Annotated in this window: 20 protein-coding genes; 18 read left to right on the forward strand and 2 right to left on the reverse strand. The window is 71.3% G+C overall.

Features of this window, described 5'->3' with window-relative positions:
- Positions 1-156: 156 nt before the first annotated feature.
- The 11 genes from D7Y04_RS02175 (at position 157) to D7Y04_RS02225 (ending at position 16,230) form a co-directional block, all read left to right on the forward strand.
- Positions 157-564 carry a low molecular weight phosphatase family protein gene (locus D7Y04_RS02175; RefSeq protein WP_120600396.1) on the forward strand — a complete coding sequence of 136 codons (408 nt, stop codon included), beginning with the start codon at positions 157-159 and terminating at the stop codon, positions 562-564.
- A gap of 252 nt (positions 565-816) precedes the next feature.
- Positions 817-1,722, forward strand: a complete 906-nt coding sequence (locus D7Y04_RS02180) for a DUF2135 domain-containing protein (RefSeq protein WP_121758158.1) — start codon at positions 817-819, stop codon at positions 1,720-1,722.
- 30 nt (positions 1,723-1,752) lie between these two features.
- Positions 1,753-2,385, forward strand: coding sequence for a DUF1175 family protein (locus D7Y04_RS02185; RefSeq protein WP_121758159.1), 633 nt, complete (start codon positions 1,753-1,755; stop codon positions 2,383-2,385).
- Positions 2,382-3,977, forward strand: a complete 1,596-nt coding sequence (locus D7Y04_RS02190; protein WP_171809728.1) for a hypothetical protein — start codon at positions 2,382-2,384, stop codon at positions 3,975-3,977. Before D7Y04_RS02185 ends, D7Y04_RS02190 begins: the two co-directional genes overlap by 4 nt.
- A complete protein-coding gene (locus D7Y04_RS02195; RefSeq protein WP_121758161.1) occupies positions 3,974-8,689 on the forward strand; it encodes an MG2 domain-containing protein in 4,716 nt (1,571 codons plus the stop codon). Before D7Y04_RS02190 ends, D7Y04_RS02195 begins: the two co-directional genes overlap by 4 nt.
- 3 nt (positions 8,690-8,692) lie before the next feature.
- Positions 8,693-10,951: a hypothetical protein gene (locus D7Y04_RS02200; RefSeq protein ID WP_121758162.1), complete on the forward strand. Its 2,259-nt coding sequence runs from the start codon at positions 8,693-8,695 to the stop codon at positions 10,949-10,951.
- A gap of 140 nt (positions 10,952-11,091) precedes the next feature.
- The gene (locus D7Y04_RS02205) at positions 11,092-12,114 is read left to right on the forward strand and encodes a hypothetical protein (protein ID WP_121758163.1); all 1,023 of its coding nucleotides are present in this window, start codon (positions 11,092-11,094) and stop codon (positions 12,112-12,114) included.
- 130 nt (positions 12,115-12,244) lie between these two features.
- Entirely contained in the window at positions 12,245-12,928 is a 684-nt protein-coding gene (locus tag D7Y04_RS02210; RefSeq protein WP_120593771.1) for a DUF4142 domain-containing protein, read from the forward strand.
- A gap of 78 nt (positions 12,929-13,006) precedes the next feature.
- Positions 13,007-13,978 carry a hypothetical protein gene (locus D7Y04_RS02215; protein ID WP_199749601.1) on the forward strand — a complete coding sequence of 324 codons (972 nt, stop codon included), beginning with the start codon at positions 13,007-13,009 and terminating at the stop codon, positions 13,976-13,978.
- Positions 13,979-13,993: 15 nt separating this feature from the next.
- Complete coding sequence (locus D7Y04_RS02220; RefSeq protein ID WP_121759246.1) at positions 13,994-14,743, forward strand: ATP-binding cassette domain-containing protein; 750 nt, start codon at positions 13,994-13,996, stop codon at positions 14,741-14,743.
- Complete coding sequence (locus tag D7Y04_RS02225; RefSeq protein WP_370457079.1) at positions 14,740-16,230, forward strand: glycine betaine ABC transporter substrate-binding protein; 1,491 nt, start codon at positions 14,740-14,742, stop codon at positions 16,228-16,230. The genes D7Y04_RS02220 and D7Y04_RS02225 overlap by 4 nt, the downstream gene beginning before the upstream one ends.
- A 3-nt stretch (positions 16,231-16,233) precedes the next feature.
- Here the strand turns inward: D7Y04_RS02225 and D7Y04_RS02230 are convergent, their stop codons facing one another.
- On the reverse strand, positions 16,234-17,208 hold the full coding sequence (locus D7Y04_RS02230) for a COX15/CtaA family protein (RefSeq protein WP_121758164.1): 975 nt from the start codon (positions 17,206-17,208) through the stop codon (positions 16,234-16,236).
- A 147-nt stretch (positions 17,209-17,355) separates the two neighbouring features.
- Between D7Y04_RS02230 and D7Y04_RS02235 the strand changes: the two genes are divergently transcribed.
- Positions 17,356-18,480, forward strand: a complete 1,125-nt coding sequence (locus D7Y04_RS02235; protein WP_121758165.1) for a hypothetical protein — start codon at positions 17,356-17,358, stop codon at positions 18,478-18,480.
- Positions 18,481-18,494: 14 nt separating this feature from the next.
- On the opposite strand, the gene D7Y04_RS02240 is transcribed toward D7Y04_RS02235, so the two are convergent.
- Positions 18,495-19,901, reverse strand: a complete 1,407-nt coding sequence (locus D7Y04_RS02240; RefSeq protein WP_120593768.1) for an NAD-dependent succinate-semialdehyde dehydrogenase — start codon at positions 19,899-19,901, stop codon at positions 18,495-18,497.
- Between the two features lie 259 nt (positions 19,902-20,160).
- Here D7Y04_RS02240 and D7Y04_RS02245 point away from each other — a divergent pair, with 259 nt between their 5' ends.
- From D7Y04_RS02245 to D7Y04_RS02270, 6 genes are all read left to right on the forward strand, one after another.
- A complete protein-coding gene (locus tag D7Y04_RS02245; protein ID WP_120593766.1) occupies positions 20,161-20,670 on the forward strand; it encodes a hypothetical protein in 510 nt (169 codons plus the stop codon).
- Positions 20,671-20,821: 151 nt separating this feature from the next.
- Entirely contained in the window at positions 20,822-21,205 is a 384-nt protein-coding gene (locus tag D7Y04_RS02250) for a biopolymer transporter ExbD (protein ID WP_233601236.1), read from the forward strand.
- Between the two features lie 11 nt (positions 21,206-21,216).
- Positions 21,217-21,654: a biopolymer transporter ExbD gene (locus D7Y04_RS02255; protein WP_120593764.1), complete on the forward strand. Its 438-nt coding sequence runs from the start codon at positions 21,217-21,219 to the stop codon at positions 21,652-21,654.
- 74 nt (positions 21,655-21,728) lie between these two features.
- Positions 21,729-22,457, forward strand: coding sequence for a phosphatase PAP2 family protein (locus D7Y04_RS02260; protein ID WP_121758166.1), 729 nt, complete (start codon positions 21,729-21,731; stop codon positions 22,455-22,457).
- A gap of 115 nt (positions 22,458-22,572) precedes the next feature.
- The gene (locus D7Y04_RS02265) at positions 22,573-24,333 is read left to right on the forward strand and encodes a histone deacetylase (RefSeq protein WP_120593763.1); all 1,761 of its coding nucleotides are present in this window, start codon (positions 22,573-22,575) and stop codon (positions 24,331-24,333) included.
- 27 nt (positions 24,334-24,360) lie between these two features.
- Positions 24,361-25,029, forward strand: a complete 669-nt coding sequence (locus tag D7Y04_RS02270; protein ID WP_120593762.1) for a DapH/DapD/GlmU-related protein — start codon at positions 24,361-24,363, stop codon at positions 25,027-25,029.
- The last annotated feature ends 67 nt before the right edge of the window (positions 25,030-25,096 follow it).

The raw sequence follows: 25,096 nt of genomic DNA on the forward strand, positions 1-25,096 counted from the left end.
GCGGAGTCAAATCCTACCCATATCCGTCGTCGTGATACCCCTTGTCAGGGGGACGTGATGGGCGAGGGCGAGCGTTGTCCTCTTCCCCACTCAGGATGTGATACTTCCCAGGAAGCCCAGGAACATCATGATTATCAACACTCCAAAGGCGGTGCGATGAACACGGTCATCTTCGCTTGTACGCACAACGCGGGTCGCTCGCAGATCGCGGCGGCCTTCTTCAACCTGCTGGCGGACCCGGCGAAGGCGCGCGCGATTTCAGCGGGAACGCAGCCGGCCGAGCGTCTGCATCCCGAGGTGCTCGCGACCATGAAGGAGATGGGCGTGGACCTGGGTGACGCGAAGCCCCAGCGCCTGACGCCGGAGCTGGCGAAGAGCGCGCAGATCCTGGTGACGCTCGGCGGCCTGCCGGACGCGCCGTCGGTGGCGGACCAGAAGCGCGAGGACTGGCCCATGGATGGCACGGTGGGCAAGTCCGCGGCGGACGTGGAGAAGATCCGCGACGCGACGGCCGCCATGGTGTCGGACTTCGTGAACCGCCACGGCTGGGAGCGCCCGCAGTAGTCGGGTGCGGCGCAGCAGGGCCCTTCTGACGCGTGACCGTGGGTGTCCGGGCTCGTAGGCCGGGCGGACGGACGGACTCGCGAGGAGGGGAGGAGAAGGCCGCGACGTGCAGCGTCGCGGCGGGGGGGCTTCCCGGGCCTTGGCGCCAGTGGGGGCCGGGTGGCTTGAAAAGGGGTAGGGGCTTGCCGCACGCTGTGTCCCTTCGCGGACACGCGGTTCGCGCAGCTCACCTTCAGGTTGGCAGGCTCCACCATGCTCTCCGTCCTTCTCGCCGGGCTGCTCACGCAGACGGCGCCGGTCTCCGCCCGCCAGCAGGGCGTGCCCATTGGCCGGGGCGACACGGTTCCCAAGGTGGTGTTGAGCGCGCCGTCCGGCGGGTGGACGGTGGACCGGATGCTGAAGATAGAAGGCACGGTGAGCGACGCCTCGGTGGATCCGGTGGTCGTGTCCATCAACGGCGATCGCTACCTGATGCGCACGCAAGGGGGGCGCTTCAGCCGCAAGTTCCCCGCGGCCAGCGGCAAGAACGTGGTGACGGTGATGGCCACCAACAAGGGTGGCACGGCGCGCGCGCAGGCGACGAGCTACGCGCAGGTGCCCTCGGTGCCGCTCAAGGCCATCCTCACGAGCGACACGGACGGCGTCTACACGGACCTGCACATCTACGAGCCCACGGACGCGAGCAGCGCGGGCGACACGTTGGACGTGACGTCCATGGCGCACGTGTACTGGGCGAACACGGAGAGCCCGTCCGGCGGCACGTTCTTCCTCAACGAGCAGGGCGGCGACTTCGACCAGCCGGCGTACGGCCCGTACCTCTACATCCACCGCGCGCCGCCGACGGGCGTGTACCTGGTGGCGACGAACTACTGGCCCAGCGGCGACAAGGCGCACACGGTGGCCACGCTCAACCTGGCGCTCTTTGAAGGCACGCCGGGCGAGGTCCGCCGCCGCGTGCGCATCCCGCTGGCGACGCCGGGCACGACGCGCGTGCTCGCGTGGGTGAACATCCTGGGAGACGGACAGGCGGAGGTGTACGTGCCGTCCGCGGATCCGAAGCCCAAGGGGAACGGTTGGCCCACGAACCTGGAGGAGGCGGTCAAGGAGCTCCAGAAGAGTGGTGACGGCGGTGGCGGCGAGGGAGACGAAGGCTACTGACGCGACCGGCGCTCCCGGCTCGGCCCCGCCATGCGCGTCCTGATGCTCACGTTGTTGTTGAACGCTGGTCCCGCTCTGTCCGGGACGGCCCCCGTGCGTGAAGGCGCGGTCATCGCGTCGGAGCCCGTGGCTCAGGAGACGCGCGCGCGGCTGCTCCGCCGGGAGGTCGCGCAGGTGGCGCTCGCGCAGGTGAAGGCTCCGGACGCCGCATGGCAGCCGGCGCAGCGCGACTGCGCGGGCCTCATCCGCTACGCGTACCGCACGGCGTACCGGCGCGTGGCTTCCGAGCGCCTCGCCTCCCCGCTGTGGAAGGACACGCGCGGCGGACCTTCCGACTTCGCGGACGCGGAGACGCTGATCAGCCGCAGCTTCGTTCCGCTGGGCCGGGGCGTGGACGCGCGCGAGCAGCTTCGCACCGGGGACGTGGTGGCCTTCCGCCAGGAGCACGACGCGGGCCCCGTCTTCCACCTGATGCTCGTGGTGCGCCCGGAGGACCGGGCCCATGCACCCGCGCGCGTCGTCTACCACCCCGGTGAGGCTGGAGCGCGCGTGCGCACCGGCATCCTGGACTCACTCGCCACCGAGGCGCCGCTGGAGTGGCGCCCCGTGCCGGCCAACGCTTCCTTCCTCGGCTTCTTCCGCTTCAAGGAGTGGATGTCATGACGTCTCCCGTGAGCCCGCCGCCCCCCGCTGGAGGCGGAGGCAAGGGTCCCTCGTCCGCCGTGCGCATCGCGCTCATCGGCGCCATTGTCGTGGGCGTGGGCGTGGGGGCCTTCGTCATCGGCCGCAAGAGCAGCGGCGGTGGCGGCTCCGGCCCCGCCTTCTCCTCCGGTGGGCCCAAGGGGCCGCCGTCCGCGGGCGCCACCGTGGAGGGCATGCCGGAGATGACCTCCACGAAGATGGAGGTGCCCGGCGCCGCGGCGCTGCCCGCCGTCTGGGTGGACGTGCACTCGCCCGCGAAGGTGCGCGACGCGCTGGCGCGCAACGCGTGGCTGAAGACGCAGTGGGAGAAGCCGCTGGGCCAGGGCTTCGCGAGCGGCTGGGCCGCGTTCCTGGGCTCCACCGGCACCGACCTCAAGGCGTCCTTCAAGGGCGCGGTGCTGGACGTCGTCGTGGGACAACTGCTCGACACGCCGTTCCGCGCGGTGTGGTTCTCCGGCGACGCGCGCGTGGGCACGCCGGCCCTGCTCGTGCCGAAGGCGAACAAGACGTCGCTGGCGGCGTGGGACGCGCTGGACTCCGTGGCGAAGCGCGGGGAGATGACCGCGGACCGCTGCCCGTATGGCGGAGAGAAGGCGCCGGACGGCGGCTTCCACATGTCGCGCTGGCTCGTCGCCGAGCAGACGGTGTGGGCCGCGCGCTCGGCGGACCGGCTGGTGCTGTCGCGCCACCCGGTGGTGGTGCTCCAGGCGCTGTGCACGGCGCTGCCGGAGCTGGAGGCGCAGGACGGCGTGGACGTGGAGCTGGGCTTCGACGCGAACGCCTACGGCCGCGAGGCGCAGCTCTTCACCCACGTGCTGGGCCTGGGCGAGAACACGCGGCTGCAGCTGCGCGTGGACGGCGACCGGCTGGTGGCGAAGGGCATCGCCGGCAAGCTGCGCGAGGACGCGGTGGCGTCCGACGGCAAGCCCCTGTCCGACGACCTGCTCAAGCTGGTGCCCGAGGAGACGCCGGTGCTCTTCGCGTTCCGTATCACGCTGCCGGATTCGCTGGAGCCCGAGCAGCTCAAGGCCTTCTGGAAGAACGAGGGCAAGCCCTCGCTGCGCACGCGTCAGGTGGCCCTGGCGTGGACGCCGCGCGGCAGCACGTCGCTGGAGCCGGAGCTGGCGCTGCTGTGGGGCGATGAGAAGGACGCGGAGGGGCTTGGCGCGCTGTTCTCCGGCGGCGCGCGGACGCTGGTGAGCGCCACGCTGTGCAAGCACGTGGTGCTGGCCACGAGCCCGCAGGAGCTGGAGCGGCTCCGGGATGCGTGCGAAGGCCGCGAACCCAACATGCTCAACGCCGCGGGCCCGGTGGTCGCGGGGCTGCGCGCGCCCTCCACGGTGGTGCTGGGCGTGAACACGGGGCGGCTGCTCAGCGGGCTGGCCATGGACGGCTACACGTCCGAGGCGCGCGTGGGGCGCTCGTCGCCCATGCCCAATGCGCTGCCCCCTGAAATCGAAGCGGCCCGCCGCGACCTGGAGACCCTGCCGTACCTGGGCTTCCGCGGCAACGTGCAGGGCTACGTCATGGTGTCGGAAGGGTTCGGGACATGAAGACCTCCGTGCGTTTCGCGGCGCTGGCCGCGCTCCTGCTGTCCGGCGTGGCGCTGGCCAAGCCGCTCTACATCACCGTCCCACGCTCCTACGGCAGCAGTGAGCCGGTGGCCGTGGACGTCGCCTTCGAGGACAAGGGCCCCGTCGAGCTGCGCGTGCTCCAGCCCGCGAACCTGGACGCGTTCATCCGCGCGCAGGGCGACCTGCGGCGCGCGTATGAGACGCCGCCCACGCTGCTCAACCCGGGCCGGGGCCTGAGCCGCGGACTCAACGCGGTGCGCTCGCCGGGCATCGTGCTGATGGAGGCGCTGTCGCCTGACTTCCGCCAGGAGGTGGGGACGTCGCTGCCGCCGCCGCCGGGGGAGTCCTCGTCCGCCGAGCCGCTGGCGAAGGTGGCCGAAGGCCCGGAGAAGCTGGTGGGCACGCCGCCGGGCTTCTCCGTGGTGCGCAGCCAGTGGCTCAACCTGGACCTGGGCGGTGCGAACCGCGACTTCAACGTGCCGGGCTTCGACACGGGCGATAGCAGCAGCGGCTTCCAGGAGCGCCGCGTGCTGCTCGCGCCGCTGCCCGCGGGCACCTACGTGCTCCAACTGGTGCAGGGCCAGGTGGAGGGGCAGGTGGTGCTCGTCGTCAGCGACGTCACCGTGCAGCTCAAGCAGACCGACGGCCAGGTGCTGGTGCGCGTGGCGGGGAGAGACCAGCAGCCGCGCGCGAAGGCGCAGGTGCAGGTGTACCTGCCCACGGGCAAGGGCCCCGCGGGCACCACGGACGACAAGGGCGAGGTGACGCTGGCGGTGACGGAGCCGCGCATCATCGCGACCGTGACGTCCGGGAAGGACACGGCCATCGTGGACACGGACTTCTACTCAACGCTGGCGGTGGCGCCGGACGTGTTCATCTATAGCGACCGGCCCGTCTACAAGCCGGGCAACGAGGTGAAGTTCCGCGGGCTCGTCCGTCAGCCGGACACGTTCCTCGCGCGGCTCTTCACGCCGAAGAAGCGCGACGTGCGCGTGAAGCTGATGTCGCAGGAGGGCCGCGAGATTGTCACTCGCGCGGCGGTGGATGAGTTCGGCGCGTTCAACGGCACGCTGAAGGTGCCGGCCGACCTGGGCACGGGCGTGCTGCGCATCGAGGCGGACCTGGACGAGCACCCCCACCAGGGCGAGGCGCGCGTGCAGGACTACGTGAAGCCCACGTTCTACCTGGAGGTGCAGCCCGCGTCGGAGACGGTGGTGCCCGGCCAGACGGTGAGCGTGACGGTGCGCGCGCGCCGCTACGCGGGCGGCGTTCCCAAGGGCGCGAAGTACGAGGTGTTCCTCTACCGCAGCCTGCTGGACGCGCCCGCGTGGGTGGACGACTCCGGCCGCGGCGGCCAGGGCAGCGCGGTGACGTACGGCTCCGCCTCCAGCAGCGAGGGCAAGCTGAGCGTGCCGGAGCGGCTGTACTCGTCCATCGCGGAGCGCCAGGCCGCGGGCGACCCGTGGTCCTCCGCGAGCGAGTTCGACGCGGAGGGCGAGGCCCAGGTGGAGGTCGCGGTGCCCCCGCTCGGTGCGGGCGAGGACCGGCTGCCGTACCGCTACAGCCTCACCGTGCGCGCGCGGGATGATCAGGAGACGTTCGCCACCAGCACCGCCGCCTTCTTCCTGTCGAAGGTGGAGGTGATGGGCGTGGCGCGGTTCTCGGACGCGGTGGTGCAGAAGGGCTCGGACGCGCAGTTGTCCGTGCGCGCCACCACGCTGTCCGGCAAGGGCTACGGCGTCACCACGGGCGAGGTGGACTTCGTGCTGGTCCGCGCGGACGGCAGTGAGAAGACGCTGGGCACGCAGACCTTCACCACGCAGCAGGACGGCACGTCGCGCCAGAAGGTGCCCACCACGGACGTGGGCCGGGTGCTCGCGCGCGTGACGGTGAAGGACAAGAAGGGCGAGGAGTGGACGGGCGAGGAGTCGCTGCTCGTCATCGGCGGCGCGGACGAGCCCGTGGCGCAGGTGCCCAACCTCACGCTCGCGTCGCTGTCCGGCACGCTGGAGCCGGGCGACAGCGCGAAGCTGGTGGCGCTCATGCCGGACGGCTGGGGTCAGGACAGCAAGGACGTGGGGCCCGTGTGGGTGACGCTGACGGGCGCGAACTTGTACGGCACCGCGGTGGTGCAGTTGAAGGGCCGCACGCTGGTGCACTCCTTCCCGGTGGAGAAGCGCTTCGGCAGCGCGGTGTACGCGTCCGTGGCGTACCCCACGGCGACGGGCCGCTGGGAGGAGCGCACGGTGGCGTTCCGCGTGGTGCCCAAGGAGCGCACGCTCACGGTGGCGTTGCAGCCTCGCCGCGCGGAGGCGCTGCCGCTCACGGAGCAGGCCATCGACGTGCGCGTCACCGACAGCGACGGCAACGGCGTGTCCGCGCAGCTGTCCGTGGGCGTGGTGGACAAGGCCGTCTACGCCATCCAGTCCGAGTTCCGCCCCGGCGTGCTGGACTTCTTCTATCCGCCGGCGCGCGACAACGTGACGAACTTCTACTCGGCGGAGTTCCAGGGCTACGGCTACGGCGAGCAGCTGGCGCGCAAGATGGCGGGGCTGCCCGACCACGCGTTCGCGTCCATCAAGCCGCCCACCCGCAGCGCGAAGGACCTGGAGAAGGACACGGCGCACTGGGACCCCGCGGTGGTGACGGACCGGGACGGGCGCGCGACGGTGCGCTTCACGCTGCCCTCCAACCAGACGCTGTGGGTGGTGACGGCGGTGGCGGCGGACACGTCCGGCCGCTTCGGTGAGGGCAAGGCGGAGTTCGCCACGCGCGGCGGGCTGAACGTCTACGCGGCGCTGCCGCAGTTCCTGCGTGAGGGCGACGAGGCGCTCGCGTCCGTGCGGCTGGCCGCGGGGACGAAGTCCAAGGGCAGCCAGGTGCTGGATGTGCGGTTGCAGCCGGGCGGTGCGCTCCAGGCGGAGGCGCTCCAGCGCAAGGTGGAGCTGGGCGAGGGCGGCGAGCAGGTGGTGCCGGTGACGCTGCACGCGTCGAAGACGGGCCCCGCGGAGCTCTCCGTGGACGTGGTGGGCGGCAAGGACCCGCTGCGCGACCTGAAGCGCTTCGACGTGGCCCCGGCCGCGGTGGAGGACGCGGTGCAGGTGAGCGCGTGGGGCGGCGGCGCGCTGGCGCTGGAGGCACCGGAGGCGTCCGCGTTGACGCGCGTGGAGCTGGTGCTCCAGCCGTCCACGGTGGACGCGGCGCTCACCAACGTGCGCGAGCTGCTCACGTATCCGTACGGGTGCCTGGAGCAGCTCGTCTCCACGACGGTGCCCAACGTGGCGGTGTACCAGGTGCTCCAGAAGGCGGGCGCGCTGGACAAGCTGGACACGGATTCGCAGGCGCTGCTGGCGGAGGCGCGCAGCCGCTCCGTGCAGGGCACGGCCCGCATCCTGGGGCTCGCGGTGAAGGGCGGTGGCTTCACCTGGTTCGGTGGCTACAGCGAGCCCAGCCTGCCGCTCACGCTCATCGCGCTGGACGGCCTGGCGTACGCGTCCGAGGCGGGGCTGGTGGACCGCGACGACGCGCGCATCCAGGAGAGCGCGAAGTGGCTGGAGGCGCAGGAGGGCCTGTCGACGGAGTACGACGCGACGCGCGCCTACGTGCTCGCGCGCCTGCAGGGTCCGCGTCAGGCGGCCCGGGTGCGCGCGCTGGTGGAGTCCGCGAAGCCGGGGGATTTGTATCCGCTGGCGCTCGCGGTGCTGGCCGCGGAGAAGGCGGGCGTGATGAAGGAGCCCGGCCTCCAGGGGCGCATCCAGGGGCTGGTGAAGGAGAGCGGCGAGGGCTTCGCGAAGCTCGCGGGGCTCCGGAGCGACGCGGAGATGTCCGAGGCGTTCTACCGCTTCCCGCTGCGGCGCGTGGGTCTCACCGCCATCACCGCGCACGCGGCGTCGTTCGGTTCGCTGGATGTCACGCGCGCGCGCAAGCGCATCCTGGAGATGCTGAGCGAGCCGGGCCTGTCCACCTTCGACCGGAGCACGGCGCTGCTGCACTCGCTCTGGCTGGTGGAGCGTGACGCGAAGGCGTTCAAGGGCATGGCGCCGCCGGAGGTGAAGGGCGCTTCGGCGCCGGTGAAGTTCACGACGCGCGGCATGGGCCTGGTGGCCACGCTGCCGGCGGGGACTCGCACGGTGGACGTGGGTGGCTTCGACGGTGTGGCCACGCTGCGCGCCGCCGCGATGACGCCGCTCAAGGACGTGCAGCCGCGCGTGAACGGCATGTCCGTGGTGCGCGCGTACTACGTGCTGCGCGAGGGCGGGAAGGTGAAGTTGGAGGCGGGCGTGCAGGTGACGCAGGGCGAAGAGGTCTACGTGGAGCTGACGCTGGACGCGCGAGGGGAGAACCGGGCGCGCTCGGCGTACTACGTGGTGGAGGACGCGGTGCCGGCGGGCTTCGTTCCGCTCCAGGAGGACAAGTCCTTCCGCGGTCCGCCGCACTCGTTGCCGCTGGCTCCGGAGGCGCTCAAGCGTCGGCAGTTGGATCCCTCGCACGCGACGTTCTTCTTCGAGGAGCCGGCGTGGTGGAGCGACAGCCCACGCACGGTGGGCTACGTGATGCGCGCGCAGTTCGCGGGCACGTTCGCGGCGCCGCCCGCGACCATCGAGGACATGTACTCGGCGCGCATCCGGGGCCGCACGGCGTCGGACGTGTTGAAGGTGGTGCCCTCGAAGACGTCCGTGAGTGACCTGTAGCCCATGGGGTGGGCCGTCGCCGTCGCCGTGCTGTTGTCGGCTTCGCCCACCTTCGTCACTCGGGGGGATGTGACGCCCGAGGCGGACCTGCGCCGTGAGGCCCAGGCCGCATGGACGTCCCTGGAGACGCAGTACGCGGCGCAGGCGGGTGGCCTTCCCACGAGGGCCCCCGCCACCGTGACGATTCAGAAGGGCACGTCGCTGACTCCCGAGCACAACGCGCAGGGCCGGCCCGGCGTGGTGGAGCTGCGGCAGAACACGCCCGGCGTGCTGGACGCGAAGACGCGCACGGCGCTGCGGCATGAGCTGGCGCATCAGTTGCTGTGGTGGGCCTGTCCCGCGTCCAGTGAGGACCGGCTCTTCCACGAAGCCTTCGCGCTGACGGTGAGCGGCGAGCTGCCCGCGTGGCGTGACGGTCCCTATCAATCGCTGTCGCGCGCGGCGAAGGAGGTGGCGAGCGCGCCAGCGGTGGACACGTCGCGAGCGAGAAGGGGACTCGCGCGCATCCTGGGTGAGCACACGGGATTTCCCGCCGCGCTGACGCGCAGGCTGCGCCAGTGTCATGACGGAGCGCGGTGGGCAGCGCCCCTGACGGTGGAGGAGCTGGCGGACGTGGCGGTGCTCGCGCCCGAGGCGGCCACGGTGGTGGTGAGCCGGCACTCGGGAGAGGTGTTGTTCTCGGAGGGAGACGTGCGCCGCGCGGTGCCCTATGGCTCCACGCTCAAGCCGTTCCTGTACGCGGCGGGGACGGCTCTGGTCTCGAACTCAGATGCGCCGCCACTGCTCGCGCCGCGCCAGGGCGTGCAGGAGTGGGCTTGCGGCGCGGGCCTGCCTCCGAAGGTGGATGCGCGGCTCGCGCTCCTGCGCTCATGCAACGGCTGGTTCCTGGACTGGGAGTCCACGGGCCTCGCGCCGAAGGCCTTTGGTGTCTGGGGCCCCGTGCTGTCCGCCGTGGGGCTCACCGGTCTGCCCTCGGACATGACGGAGGCCATCGGGCTCCGCTCCGCGCATGGCCTGTCTCCGTGGGGCATGGCGCAGGCTTACCGGTTGCTCGCGGAGGCGCGGCCGGACGTGCTCACGCTCCTCACCGGCAACGTGGACGAAGGCACGCTCAGTGGCCTCTCCATATCGAAGGCCCTCAAGGGCGTCGCCACCAAGACGGGCACCGTGCGCGACGCCGCGAGCCGCCCCCAGTTCGGATGGATCGCCGCCGTGGACGCGGACCTCGTCGCCGTCATCTTGCGGCCCGGCAAGATGCCCCGGCACTTCGTGGATGAACTCCCCGCGCTCCTCACCCGCGTGCGCCGCCAGGCGGGACTGGAGGCCGCGCGAGTGCAGGTGCTCGGACTGCTGCCCTCCGCGACCGTGGAGGCCCGCTGCTCGGGCGCCGGCTTCTCGCTCGATGACGGCACCCCACGCGCCGCGCCACCGGACTTCTCGCGCCTGGACGCGCTCACCGCGAAGGGCCCCGCCGTCTGTCTGGGCAGCCCGTGGCGCGTGCGCTTCCCGGATGGCCCCGATGGTGGCCGCGACTACGCGGGCGTCTTCACCTGGTCCGCGCCTCCGCCATATCGCCCACCACCCGGCGTGCCCACCACGCCCAGCGCCCTCAAGGCCCGGCGTGGCTCCGACTTCGTCTTCCGCACCACGCGCGTGCAGTACACCGCCGGTGTCGTCGCCGCCGAGGACGTCACGCTCAAGGGCGAAGCCCGCGTCGCCCTGGCCCGCGTCGCCGCGCACAACGAGCGCCACGCCGACACCCGCCACCCCGGCCGCGCCCTCTGCGACACCACCCACTGCCAGGCCTTCCGGGGCACCGTGCGCATCCGCCCGGAAGAGACCCGCGCCCTCCAGCTCCCAGCCTTGAAGTGGGACGCCTGGCTCACCTTCTCTCAGGGCGGCGACACCCCGTGGCGCGAAGCCCGCCCTCGGACCGAGGTGGAGGCCCTGCTGGGCACGAACCTCGTCTCCCTGCGCTTCGAGTCCGGCCGCGTGCGCTACCTGCGCACCGAAGGCACCCCCGCCGCGCCCTACGAGGACGCGCGCTCCCTCCCATGCGACACGCTGCGCGCCGGCCTGAAGCTCCCCTCCTGCCCCCAGCGCGCCTCCTTCGACGGACCCCAGGTCCTCTTCGAAGGTCAGGGCCGGGGCCACGGCGAAGGCCTGGACGTCGAAGCCGCCAAGGCCAGTCCCGGCCTCTCCAGCGACGCCCTCCTGGAGCGCGCCTTTGGCGCCTGGGGAACCCGGTCTCCCACCCGCTGAGTTCCCCCGCCGTACCCCCACCCAGACCCACCGGGTTTCCTGCCACCCACTCGGGAAACCACGAAAAACGTGCTGACACGGGCGGTGAATCACAGCTATTACGTAAGAATACCGTAGCGCTGTTTGGTTAGAGGGGCCCAATGGCGGAGGGAATGAGCGAGGCGGAGGCCACGCGGCGCGCGTTGGAGGCGTTGCCGGAGGGCCTTCGGGTGCGCTGGGTCCAGGAGGGCCGCGGGGCCTGGGTGCTGGGCTGTCAGGACTCAAGGCCGAACCTGCATGCGCCCCGGGGCGAGGACGTGCTCATCCAGGGCGAGCTGTGGCTGCTGGGCGCGCGCTACGTGGAGGGCGCGGTGCCGCGAGGCGCCTTGCAGGTGTGGCTGCTGGAAGGCCCCGTGCGGCACGTGCTGGCCTCTCGCGTGGCGGTGGGCGGCGAGGACCTGACGCTGGGACTGGGGCCTCCCGGGGCGCGGGTGCCGTCGGCGCGCGTGGTGTGTCAGCGCGTGGAGTGGCGGCCGTACTCGGTCGCGAACGCGGCGCCGCTGGCGGCGGCCTTCGTGGACCTGTGGCGCGGTCTGGGCCGGGGCTCGCGGCTGGAGCGGCTGGGGCTGGATGTGGACGGCACGGTGGAGGGATGCGCGCGTGTGTCTCCCTTCGTGGAGGTGGAGGCGGACCGAAAGGGCAGCCGCCGCTCACCGACACGCCACCCGCTGCCCTCGTTCGAGGCGGCCACGGCGGACGTGCTGCGCGACTGCCGACTGTGGCTGCGCGCCACGGCGCACGCGCTGACCCGCGAGCCACCCTTCCTGCGCGAGGTGTACCTGCCCTCCGGCGACGGCGAGCCCCTTCCATTGCAGGCCACGGCCGCGAGCGAATCCCTGAGCGCGCTGCTGGAGCGGCGGCTGCGCTGGGCGGAAGGGTGGCTGTCCCCGTCCTCGCTGCTGGAGCTGGAGGTGTCGCGCACGGTGCCCGAGGTCGTGGGCGCCGGGGCCTGCTGGCTCACCGCGCGCTTCGAGCAGGCCCAGACGGGCGGGATGGCCACCACCGTCACGCTGCTCGACACGCCCACCTTCTCCTCGGAGGTGCTGGCGCTCCTGCGCGGCTGGGCCCAGGCCACGGCGCAGGGGCGCGGCGCGGTGGTGCGCGGCCTGTTGCCCGTGGAGTGATGCGGTTTCCTCCCTCGGGCCTCGTACCCGGGGGGAGGGCGTTCAGCCAGGCGGCCCTGGCACCCGGCTTCCGCGTCCCCACCTTGCCCCCGTCTAACGTTCATCCGCGAAGGCGGGGGAGGCAGGGACCATGAGCAATGCGAACTGGAAGGCGCGGGCGGTGACGGCGGCGGTCGTGACGGGGCTGATGGGCTTCTCGGCCCACGCCAACGACGAGGAGACCAAGCAGGACAAGCACGAGATGAAGCAGGGCAAGGCCGTGGGTGAGGCGGCCGCGAAGCGCGTGCAGTACGTGGGCAAGCTGGCCGTCTTCAACAACCGCCAGATCAAACTGGCGCGGCTCGCGGAGCAGCAGGCGACGGATCCGCAGGTGAAGGAGTTCGCCACCAAGCTGCGCGAGGACCACGAGAACAGCCAGAGCCAGCTGCGCACCTGGGCCGAGCAGAAGAAGATGCAGATCAGTGCCCTCAGCGACAGCGACGTCACCTCCGAGGACCAGACGGGCACGGGCGGCTCCGGCGTCCAGCAGGGCTACCAGGAGAAGATGAAGGGCACCGGCGAGAAGCTGGGCAAGGCCATCGACGAGTCGAACGAGGAGATCACCAAGCTCCAGGCGAAGGAGGGCCCCGAGTTCGACAAGGCCTTCCTGTCGCGCATCGCGGAGGACCAGAAGAAGGGCAAGGACGTCCTCAAGGAGGGCCGCAAGGAGTACAAGAACGACGCCAGCTTCCTGGCGCTCCTGAGCGACACCGAGAGCGTCGTCGCCCGCAACGAGACGAAGGCGAAGGAACTCGAGAAGCAGATGAAGAAGTAGTGCCCGCGTGTGTAGCGCGGTGGGCGTCGGGCCGACGGGCCGGTTGACTCGGCCGGGTCCGGCGCCTATCCCCTGCGGATGCGCACGGCACTCGCGGCGATGGGAGTGACACTCGGGGGACTGCTGAGCGCGTGCCTTGCGTCCGCGCCAGTGGCCCCCGCGGTCCCCTCCGAGGGCGTGACGCCCGCGGGCCCCTTCGTCGAAGACGCGCGCGCCCTCTTCGAAGGCTGTGTCCCCATCCCGGACAGCGCCGCGTCGCGCACGTACCGCTGCGGCTCGCTCTCCGTGTGGCTGCATGAACAGCCCGGGCGGAGCGAGGCGCAGGCCGTGGACGCCGGCCGTGCCCGCGTCCAGGCGCGACTCGGCTCGAACCTCACGGAAGCTCGAGGCGAGCTGCCGCTCGGTGGACAGCCGCACCCGTCCCTGCGCTTCGAACGGTGCTCCGGTGAGAACGCCTGCACGGTGGGCGGCTACGTCACGGCGGTGACGCCCTCCGCGGGCCACGTGCGGCAGCTGGGCTGCGTGGCGCGCGATGACGTCCGCGCGGGGCTGGGCCGGTGTCTGGAATTGTTCGCGTACCTGGCCACGCGGGGCAATCCAGAGGGCGACACGCTGTCGCCGTCAGCGCTCGTCATGCCGCCCCGGTTTCCGTGGCGGGTGCTGTTCGTCCCGGAGGGCTGCGAGGTCGCGGACTCGACGACGCGCGCGGGGCGGATCCGCTGTGACGCGTCCACCTTCTCCTGGAGCATCTTCTGGCCGGTGGCGCCGGGCGCGGGCCAGGTGGAGCGCTGGCGCGACCGGAGCGCGGAGGAGTTGCGCGATGCGCTCCCGGGGGCCGGCCCGGTGGAGGTGCTCGACTGCTACGTGGAGGGCCAGGCCACGCGCTGCGTCCGCTTCACCGCGCCCGCGCAGGAGGGTGGCGGTGACGTCCAGGTCTGGACCGGCGGCGTGAATTACAAAGGCTGGGGCCTGTTCGCGGCGTGCAGCCTTCCGGCGGGTGCGCTCTTCCCCTTTCCGACCACCTGCAACGGCGTGTTCGCTCCGCGCTGAAGGGACGTGGCGTTCGTGTTCCTCCTGGAAGGAGTGTCCAAGCGCTTCGGTGCCGCGCAGGCCCTGCACCCGCTGGACTTGAGTCTGCCCAAGGGCGCCACCACGGTGCTCATCGGCCCCAGCGGCTGTGGGAAATCCACGCTGCTGCGGCTGCTCAACGGCCTGCTCCGGCCCGAGACCGGCCGCGTGCTCTTCGATGGACAACCCCTGCCGGAGGACGCGGACGCATTGCTCGCCGTGCGCCAGCGCGTGGGCTACGCGCTCCAGGGCGGAGGCCTGTTCCCGCACCTCACCGGCGCGCGGAACGTCACGCTGATGGCGCGGCACCTGCGCTGGCCGGAGGCGCGGATCCGCGAGCGACTGGCGCAGTTGATGGACCTGACACGCTTCCCGGAGGATGCGCTGGAGCGCTTCCCGGGAGAGCTGTCCGGAGGCCAGCGGCAGCGCGTGGCGTTGATGCGCGCGCTGATGCTGGACCCGGACGTGCTGCTGCTGGACGAACCCCTGGGCGCGTTGGATCCGCTGGTGCGCCACGACCTCCAGACGGACCTGCGCGGCATCTTCGAGCGACTGGGCAAGACGGTGGTGCTCGTCACGCACGACCTGGCGGAAGCGGCCTTCCTGGGAGACGGCATCGTGCTGATGCGCGAGGGCCAGGTGGTGCAGCAGGGCACGCTGGACGAGATGGAGGCGCGTCCTACGGATCCGTTCGTCACGCGGTTCATCCAGGCGCAGCGCCCGTTGCCCCTGCGGAGGCAGGGATGATGCGCGCGCTGTCGCTGGCGTGGCTGCTGTTGCTCACCGTCGCGTGCACGAGCACCGAAGGTGGCGGGCCCCAGGTGCGCGTGGGGTCCAAGAAGTTCACCGAGTCCGTCATCCTCGGGGACATGGTGACGCAGGTGGCGGAGCACGCGGGCGCGCGGGCCTCGCACCGGCGCGAGCTGGGCGGCACCACGGTGTTGTGGGAGGCGCTGCGCCGGGGCGAACTGGACGTCTATCCCGAGTACACCGGCACGCTGCGGCAGGAGTTGCTTGTGGGGCGTGCGCTGCCGGACGACGACGCACTGAGGAAGGCGCTCGCGGAAGAAGGCCTGCGGATGAGCGCGTCGCTGGGCTTCAACAACACGTACGCGTTGGGCATGAAGGAAGCGGAGGCGGAGCGACTGGGCATCCGCCGCATCTCCGACTTGAAGGCGCACCCGGAGCTGCGCGTGGGCTTCAGCAACGAGTTCATGCAGCGGGGCGACGGCTGGCCCGCGCTGCGCGACGCATACGGCCTGCCCCAGCGCGACGTGCGCGGCCTGGACCACGACCTGGCGTACCGGGGCATGGAGAGCGGCGCCATCCAGCTCACGGACCTGTACTCCACGGACGCGGAGATCGCCGCCTACGGGCTGCGCGTGCTGGAGGACGACCGGCACCACTTCCCCGCGTACGACGCCGTACTCCTCTACCGCGCGGACCTGGAGACGCGAGCACCTCGGGTGGTCCAGGCGCTGCGCCGGCTGGAGGGCTCGCTGACGGAAGCGGAGATGGTGCAGCTCAACGCCCGCGCGCGGCTGGAGCACGTGCCGGAGGCGCAGGTAGCGGCGGACTTCCTCCAGACTTCACTCGGCCTGACGACGGAGGTGCACACGGACGGGCGGGGTGCGCGCATCTGGCAGCGCACGCGCGAGCACTTGTTCCTCGTGGGACTGTCGCTGATGGCGGCCATCGCGCTGGCCATCCCGCTGGGCGTGGTGGCCGCGCGCCGTCCGCGCCTGGGGCAGGGCGTGCTCGGCCTGTCGAGCGTCATCCAGACGGTGCCGTCGCTGGCGCTGCTGGTGTTCATGATTCCGCTGCTGGGCATCGGTTCGAAGCCGGCCATCGCGGCGCTGTTCCTCTACAGCCTGCTGCCCATCGTGCGGAACACGGCGGCGGGGCTGCAGGGCATCCCGTGGGAGGTGCGCGAATCCGCGGAGGCGCTCGGCCTGCCCTCCGGCGCGAGGCTGTGGCGCATCGAGCTGCCCATGGCGGCGGCGTCCATCCTCGCGGGCATCCAGACGGCGGCGGTCATCAACGTGGGCACCGCCACACTGGGCGCGCTGGTGGGCGCGGGCGGCTACGGCCAGCCCATCCTCACCGGCATCCGCCTGGACGACGTGGGGCTCATCCTGGAGGGCGCGGTGCCCGCGGCGGTGCTCGCGCTCGTGGTCAGCGGCCTCTTCGAAGCGGTGGCCCGGGTGCTGGTGCCCCGGGGACTGCGCGGCTGAGCGCTACACCGGCTCCACGCGGGAGGCCGGCTCGGTGGCGGGCTCCAGGCGCGGCGCGTCCTCCGCGAGCCCCGCCGCGCACAGCCGCACCACGCACATCCACACGCAGTCCGCGAGCAGCAGGTGCACCAGCTGCATCGTCACGGGCGCCAGCAGCACCAGGTTGATGATGCCCGCGCACAGCTGCGCCACGTACATGGCGGTGAGCCACGTGGACGCGCGCCGCACGTCCGGCGAGGGCCGCAGCCGCGCCACCTGACGGCCGCCGAACACCAGCAGCGCGCCCATGGCCACCGCGATGGCCGGGTGGAACATGCGCAGGCGCAAGAGCACGTGCGCCGTCTCCGACAGGTCCTGCTCGAAGCCGTGCGCGAGGCTGGTGGCGGGGAAGAGCGTGTCGCCCAGCGCGGCCACCGCGCCGCTGACGCCCAGCACCAGCATGCCGACGATGCTCCCGCCCAGCAGCGCGCCCACCACGCCCTGACCCTGGAACACCATGCGCGCGCGGCCCTTGGAGGCCCACACCACCAGTGTCTGCGCGCCCACCAGGAGGAAGGTGTTGGTCAGGTGCACGCCCATCCACACCGCGCGGCCCAGGCGCGCGTCCTGCGCCACGTACTTGAGCAACACGATGCCCGCGCCCACCAGGCCCTCCGTGAGCATGAACACCAGCGCCCAGAACGCCGCGCGGCGGCCCGGGTGGCCCTTGGGGAACTCGCGGCGGCCCCAGACGTAGAGGACGACGGCGAGCACCGTCGCCAGGCCGCTGGTGACACGGTGGGTGTACTCGATGAGGGTCTGGAGGGTGGGGGCGCGGGGCAGCACCTCTCCGTTGCAGACGGGCCAGTGGTCGCCGCAGCCCGCGCCGGAACCGGTGGCGCGCACGAACGCGCCCCAGAGGATGACGCCCAGGCTGTAGAGGAGCACGCCCATGCTGAACCACTGGAAGCGGCGGGTCGCGGCGGTGGGAAGGGTCATCGTGTCCTCCCAGTACCGCATCCGTTTACAGCGAACCACCGCGTGACCGTGTCCGCCTGGCCGCCGCGCGCCAATGGCTCAACACCTGCGCTTATGGGGCCTCCACCGACAGTCCCCAACCCCGGGGGAAGTTGTTAGCGTCACCTCGTGCCCCGAGACCGCGAAGCGCCCCCTGCCTCCTCGCCCCCTCACGACGCGGCCGAGCGTCTGCGCCGGCTGGAAGCGGCCATCGAGGAGGGGCGCGCGCGCAAGGACGCGGCCCTGGAGGCGTGGGTACGCCGGATGGGCCGCCTGCCCACCGAGAAGGAGCGCGACCGCTGGGAACGGGAGTGGGAGCGCGGCGCGGAGCGGGAGCGTCAGCGGTGGGAGAAGCAGTGGGAGCGCGAGTCGAAGGACGCCCTGCGCCGCGCGGAGCGGCATTCCAAACGCGACGCGTACATCGCGCAGCAGCAGGCCCATCGTGATGCGAAGCGCGCGGAGAAGGCGGCGCGGGAGGAGGCCTCTCGCAACCCGGTGGTGGGCGTGGGGCAGCTCGTCGTCGCGCTGGCGTGCGTGGCCACGGTGGTGCGTTTTCCGCATCAGTACTGGTGGCTGCTGTTCGTGGCGTTCGGCTTCTTCAAGGGGGCCGCGAAGCACCTGCGCGCGCGCAACAACCCCCTGCTGACGCGCGTGGAGGAACCGCCCGCGCCGGTGCTGCCCCAGGTGAAGGCGCCGGAGGTACCGGCGGATCCACGCCTGACGCGTGTGGACGCCGTCTGCGAGAAGCTGCTCGCGGAGCTGCGAGCGGGGAAGGGCGTGTTGCAGGAGATGGTGCGCTCGCCGGAGCGCACCGTGCAGGACCTGCGCAAGAGCTGCCACGAGCTCGTCCGCCGCGAACGCGAGCTGCGCACGGTGGCACCGCCCGAGGACGTGCAGCGGCTGGCGGACGAGCGCAAGAAGTTGGAGACGCGCTGGGCCGCGGAGGAGGACGTGGTGGTGCGCGACCGGCTGCGCGCGGCGTTGCAGGTGCTGGATGAGCAGGTGCGCCAGCGCGCGGAGCTGACGAAGGCGGCGGACCGGCTGGAGGCCGAGTTCACGCGGCTCGCGTACACCCTGGAGAACCTCTACGCCCAGGTGCTGCGGGTGCGCTCGGCGGACGCGGCGGACGCGGACGTGGCCGGCGCGGGCCTGCGCCACAGCGTGGAGCAGCTGGGCGCGGAGGTGGACGCCGTGACGTCCGCGCTGGAAGAGGTGCACGGCGCGCCCGTGGATGGCCGGGTGCGCACGCGCTGACGGACGGGGCGAGGCTATTCGCCCGCGTGCTTTGACGGCGGCGGGGTGCCGGCCGCGCCGGTGATGCGGACGGTCTTCGCGTTGACGAACTCGCGGATGCCCAGGTCGGCCAGCTCGCGGCCGTGGCCGGAGTGTTTCACGCCGCCGAAGGGCAAGCGCGCGTCGGACGCGACGAGCGCGTTGACGAACACCATACCGGCCTCGATGCCGTCGATGAGCCGGCGCTGTTCGTTCGCGTCCTGGGTCCACACGCTGGCGCCCAGGCCGAAGGGCGTCGCGTTGGCCAGCTCGATGGCGTGCTCCAGGTCGCGGGCGCGCAGCAGCGTGGCCACGGGGCCGAAGAGCTCGTCATGGAAGGCGGGGGCCTTGGGCGGCGGATCCGCCAGGACGGTGGGCGGGTAGAAGTTGCCGGGACCGCCCTGGGGTTTGCCGCCGAGCAGCAGCCGGGTGCCAGCCTTCACGCTCTCCTGCACCTGGGCGTGCAGGCCTTCGAGGATGCCGGGCGTGGCGAGCGGACCGACGTCGGTCTTCGGATCCATGGGGTCGCCGACCACCATGGTCTTCATGCGTTCGACGAAGCGGCGTTCGAACTCCTGGGCGATGGGTTCGGCGACGATGAAGCGCTTGGCGGCGATGCAGGACTGGCCGTTGTTGATGAGGCGCGCGGACACGGCGGTGTGCACGGCCTTGTCCAGGTCCGCGCTGGGCATGACGATGAACGGGTCGCTGCCGCCCAGCTCCAGGACGACCTTCTTGATGGCACGGCCTGCGGCGGCGCCGACAGCGCGGCCAGCGCCCTCGCTGCCGGTGAGGGTGACGGCCTTCACGCGAGGGTCTTCGATGACGCGATTCACCTCCGACGTCTCGATGAACAGCGATTGGAAGGCGCCTTCAGGGAAGCCGGCGGTGCGGAAGATCTCCTCGAGCGCGATGGCGCACTGGGGCACGTTGCTGGCGTGTTTGAGGAGGCCCACGTTGCCGGCCATGAGGGCGGGGGCGGCGAAGCGCACGACCTGCCAGAAAGGGAAGTTCCACGGCATGATGGCGAGGACGGGGCCCAGGGGCTGGTAGCGCACGAAGGCGGTGTCGCCATCCACGTCGATGGGCGAGTCGCGCAGGAGCTTCTCCGCGCGGGTGACGTAATAGCGGCACGCGGTGGCGCTCTTGATGGACTCCGCCTTGGCGGCCTCCAGGGGTTTGCCCATCTCCTCCGTCATCATGCGGCCAAAGCGGCCGGACTCGACCTCGAGGATTTCAGCGGCGCGGCGCATCCAGCGGGCGCGGTCAGCGAAGGACGTCTCGCGGTAGGAGCGGAACGTATCCGCGGCCCGTTGCAGCTTGCGCTCCAGTTCCTCGGACGAGAGCACGTCGAACGTGCGCAGCGTCTTGCCGGTGGTGGGGCTGATGGTGGCGATGGCCATGTGCGGGTGCCTCCCGGTGAGAACGTCACCGGGTGATAACAGGCCCCACCCCCATGACAATGCCTCCGGAAGCGGAGCGTCCAGGGGCATACGCCGCGAGCCCGCGACTCAGGCCTCCAGCACGGTGGGCGACAGCGCGTCCGACCGGAGCGCCGAGATGAAGGCGCCCAGGTCCTCCGCCAGGAAGTGGACGCTGGCCGTGCCCGGCCCCGCTCAAGCGCTCTCTCTTCTGCTCCAAGTATCCTGCCGAAGAGGAACCATGACCTATCAGAACGAGTGGCGGCCACGATTCCCCGTTCCGCCACATACGGCCAGATACCTCGTGGAGGGCCGCCCGGTGTTGGTGGAGGCCTTGCGCGTGCGCACCATGAACTTCGGCCAGCATTGGCGCACCCCGGGCGTTGTCGAAGTTCGTTACGAGGTCGTCCTGCCTGGCGCCTACGCCGTGGCGCTGCTCGAACAGGACTGGGCTGATTGGATCGAGGACTATCAGCGCTTTCCCGAGCCGAATGACCCATTGGAACAGGCGCTGCGGGCTCTGGGTTGGCCTGGACCGGCACAAGCGCTCGCTGATCCGGTGGTGGCCCCGCTGGTCCTCGACTTCAATGCTCACGAGCTGCTGCTGCGCTGGTTTGACGACGGCGTCCCCTCAATCCCTGGCTTCGTGCTCAACACCGTCGATGAGGTACGCATGGTCGGTACCGACGTATGGCTCGCGGGCCAGGCACGCCCCGAGCTCCCCGACGTGAGCTATGCCTATCAGGACTGAGGTGCGACGCATCCAGCCTGTCCGGCGCCGATGACCGAACCATGACCGAACCACCGGGAGCCCACGGCCAACGCCTTGCTGCCCCGTGGTTCCATGGCTTCCGACTTACAGGAGGCTTTGCATGGGAATGGCCGTGGGAGGCAGGGGCGGAGTGAAGGCGGACATCAACGTCACCCCGTTGGTCGACGTGGTGCTCGTGCTGCTGATCATCTTCATGGTCATGACGCCGCTGGCCCAGGAGGACAAGAACGTCGCCCTGCCCACAGCCTCGCAGGGTGAGCAGCGTGAGAAGCCTGAACCGTTCGTCTTCTTCCTCACCGCCGACAAGGTTCTGTACGCCGACCATGCTGTCTTCACGGACGCCGCGCGCTTCCAGGAACGCGTCCAGGAGGAACTGCGCGCCCGGCCTGACCGCAAGCTGCTCCTCAAGGCCGATGAGACGCTGACCTGCGGCGACGTGCTCGGTGTGCTGCAACAGTCGCGGGACGCCGGTGCGCTGAAAGTGTCCCTGGGTGTCTCCATGCGGAAGAACTGAGGAGAACCACCATGAACCCAAGACGCCCCGTCGTGGTGAAGCCCCAGTCCGGTATCCAGTCGGACATCAACGTCACGCCGCTCGTGGACGTGGTCCTCGTGCTGTTGATCATCTTCATGGTCGTGACCCCGCTCATGCGCGGGGAGTTTCAACTCCAGCTCCCGGCCGCGCAGGCCACCCCGACCGAAGAGCCCCCGACGTCGAAGGAGCTGGCCCCCGGCCTCGTGCGCCTCACCGCGGACGGCTCGCTGCTCCTGGAAGGCGAGCCCGTGAGCGAAGCCGAATTCGTGTCACGCCTGCGTGCCTTCCTGGAGGCCCGCCCCAAGGGCCAGCGCGGCCTGTTCTTCCAGCCAGACGCGCGAGCCCCCTACACACGGCTCATCGTTGCCCTCGACGGCGCGAAGGCCGCCGGTGCTGAAGCGCTGGGCCTGTCCGTCCAGAACCCCTGAGCACCTGGAGCCTGCCCGACACTCGCCGCGAAAAGCCCGTGGCCAGCCCGCACCCGCTGTCTTAAGTCACGTCCATGTCACGAGGGCCATGGCGGTGGGTGTCGGGTTGGGACGTGATGGTCACGCGGCCCCTGGGGCTGCTGCTGCTCGTGGTCGCGTGCGTCCTGGGCTTCGTCGTCCTGTCGGACGAGGTGCATGAAGGCGACACGCAGGACATCGACGAGCGCATCGTGCGCTCCCTGCGCCGTGACGAAGACCCCGCGCTCCCCCGAGGCCCGTGGTGGCTCGCGGAGACAGCTCGCGACGTGACGTCCCTGGGCGGCTTCCCCGTCCTGGCGCTCCTCACCGCGGCCGTGTGCGGCTTCCTCGTGGTTGCCCGCCGCTACCGCACGAGCCTCTTCGTCCTGTCCGCCATCGTCGGCGGGTGGATCCTCAACGCGCTGCTCAAGAACCTGTTCCACCGCCCACGCCCCTCGGTGGTGCCCCACCTCACCGAGACGATATCCACCAGCTTCCCCAGCGGCCACGCCATGCTGTCCGCCATCACCTACCTCACGCTGGGAGCGCTGCTGGCCCAGTTCGCCGAGCACCGCCGCGTGAAGGTCTACCTCCTCTCCGTGGCCCTGGTGCTCTCCGTCCTGGTGGGCTGCACCCGCGTGTACCTGGGCGTGCACTACCCCACGGACGTGCTCGGTGGCTGGGTGGCCGGGCTCGCGTGGGCCCTGTTCGTCACCGTCGCCGCCCGCACCGTGCGCCGCCGCAGCCCCGCCCTGCGGGAAGAGGCCCAGCGCCCCGTGGAATGAGCCTTGCGCCCACGGCCCCCGCGCGTGATGAAGGGGCCACCACCTTTTCCGACCTGCTCCCTGTGTCCCTCATCCCCGTGAACACCCACCATCCCCTGCCGCCCGCGAGGCGCGGATGATTCAAGCGTGGCTGTGGAAGCTGGGCCTGGGACGCGGCCGGGTGCACGTCTTCTACGACGAGGCCTACCGCCTCCCCCTCACCGGCATCGAGTCCTCCGTGGGCATCGAGCCGCGCGGCACCGACTTCACCACCTGGTACCTGCTGGAGGCCGGCGTGGTGCGCGCCGCGGACGTGCGCCACCCCGTGCCCGTGTCCTACGCGCAGCTCGCTCGAGTGCACGACGCCCGCTACCTGGAGTCCCTCTCCGACCCCGCGACCCTCGCGCGCATCTACGCCACCGACCCGTCGGAAGTGCCCGTGGACGCGCTCCTGGACAGTGTGCGGCTCGTGTGCGGCGGGACGTTGGGCGCGGCCCGGTTGGCGCTCGCGCGGCAGGGGCCCGTGGTCAACATGGCCGGTGGCTTCCACCACGCGCGCCCGGACAAGGGTGGCGGCTTCTGCACCGTCAACGACATCGCCGTGTCCGTGGCGGACCTGCGCGCCTCCGGCTTCGACGGCTCCGTGGCCGTGCTGGACCTGGATGCGCACCCGCCGGACGGCACCGCCGCGTGTCTCGCCGGACAACCGAAGGTGTGGATCGGCTCCGTGTCCGGCAGCGACTGGGGCGTGCTGCCCCCCGGCGTGGATGAAACACGCGTGCCGGATGGCTGCGACGACGTCACCTATGTGCAGAAGGTGAAGGACCTGCTCGCGCGCATGCCCCGTTCGGACATCACCTTCGTCATCGCAGGTGGGGACGTGCTGTCCGGGGACCGCTTCGGGCGCGTGGGCATCACGCTCCAGGGCGCGCGCAAACGCGACGTGGCCATCGCCGCCGCGCTGCGAGGACAGGCCAGCGTGTGGCTGCCCGGGGGCGGCTACCACGCGGAGTCCTGGAAGCTGTTCGCGGGCACGGTGCTGGTGCTCGCGGGCCTGGGCCACCAGCGCATCACCGCGCGCTATGACCCGCTGAGCGCGCGCTTCCAGCGCATCGCGCACATGTTGGATCCGGAGAAGGCCAACACCGCCGGGAAGGCGCCGCACTGGGAGCCCTTCTCGCTGGAGGACCTGGAGGGCCCGCTGCGGCTGGGGCCGGAAGTGCAGCCGCGCGTCCTGGGCCACTACACCGCGCAGGGCATCGAGTACGCGCTCTTCCGCTACGGCCTGCTGTCGTACGTGGAGCGCCTGGGCTACAGCCGTCTGCGCGTGCAGGTGACCTCCACTGGCGGCACCGGCGACCGCATCATGGTGCTGGGCCACGCGGGCGGCCGCGAGCACCTGCTGTCGGACTCGGTGGTGGAGAAGAAGGAACTCCAGGGCGAGACCTTCCTCTTCGCCAACTGGCTGTCCCTGCGTCACCCCCGCGCGCGCTTCAGCGACAAGCGCCCGCAGTTGCCCGGCCAGGAGGTGCCCGGCCTGGGCCTGTCGCGCGAGACGACGGAAGTACTGCTCGCCATGGCCCAGCGCCTGAGCCTGGCCGGCGTGGCCTTCCGGCCCATGTGGTACCACCTGGCCGTCGTCGCGCGCGGCCGCTTCCACTTCTCCACCCCGGAGCGCCAGGGCCGCTTCGAAGCGCTGATGCGCGACCTGTCCTCGCTGTCGCTCGTGGAGGCCACGCGTGCCGTGGCCGAAGGGCGCGTGCGCCTGGACGGCCAGCCGTATCCGTGGGAGCCGGACGACATGCTCTGCCACCTGACCCCCGTCTCCCTGGACGCGGAGGCCGTGGCCAAGGAGCGCGAGCGCAGCCACTTCACCGTGGTGCCCGCGTCCGGTTGAAGTGGGGCCCGTGGTAGGTCTGGACACGTGGACCTGAACGCGCAACGCCGTGAACAACACAAGCTGCGGCTGTCGTGGATGCCGTGGCTCTACTTCAGTCTCAAGCCGCGCCACCGCGAGTGGGCGGAGGCCTGGCAGCGCGAGGTGCAGGACCGCCTGCGCGAGCTGGAGACAGTTGATATCGCCGAAGGATGTTTCATTGCCCCGGAGGCACGCATCTTCGCGGAGCCCGGCCGCACCGTGCGCATCGGGCCGGGGTGCAGCATTGGCGCGGACGTCTTCATGCACGGGCCCGTGGTGCTGGAAGCGCGCGTCAGCCTCAACGCGCGCGTCAGCCTGGACGGCGGCACTTGCGGCGTCCGCATCGGCGAGGGCAGTCGCATCGCCACCGGCGCCACGCTCTATGCCTTCGACCATGGCCTCGCACCGGATCGCCCCGTGCGCGAGCAGCCCGTCACCTCGAAGGGCATCGTGATTGGCCAGGACGTCTGGGTGGGCGCCAACGCGGGTATCACCGACGGTGTCACCGTGGGCGACCACGCGGTGATTGGAATGGGCGCCGTCGTCACCCGCGACGTGCCTCCGTGGGCCATCGTTGGTGGCGTGCCTGCACGCCTGCTTGGGGATCGCCGTCAACGCCCCCGTTCCGGAATTCCCGGGGGCTGGGAGCCTCCTGACTCCGAGGGAAACCCCTGAGTCCAGGGTGGGTCCATTGACTTTGAAACATTCGAGCGCCCTATGCTTCGGGCCGCGGTGAGACGGA

The organism is Corallococcus sp. AB038B, from assembly GCF_003668955.1.
In the GTDB taxonomy this organism is placed as follows: Bacteria; Myxococcota; Myxococcia; order Myxococcales; family Myxococcaceae; genus Corallococcus; species Corallococcus exiguus.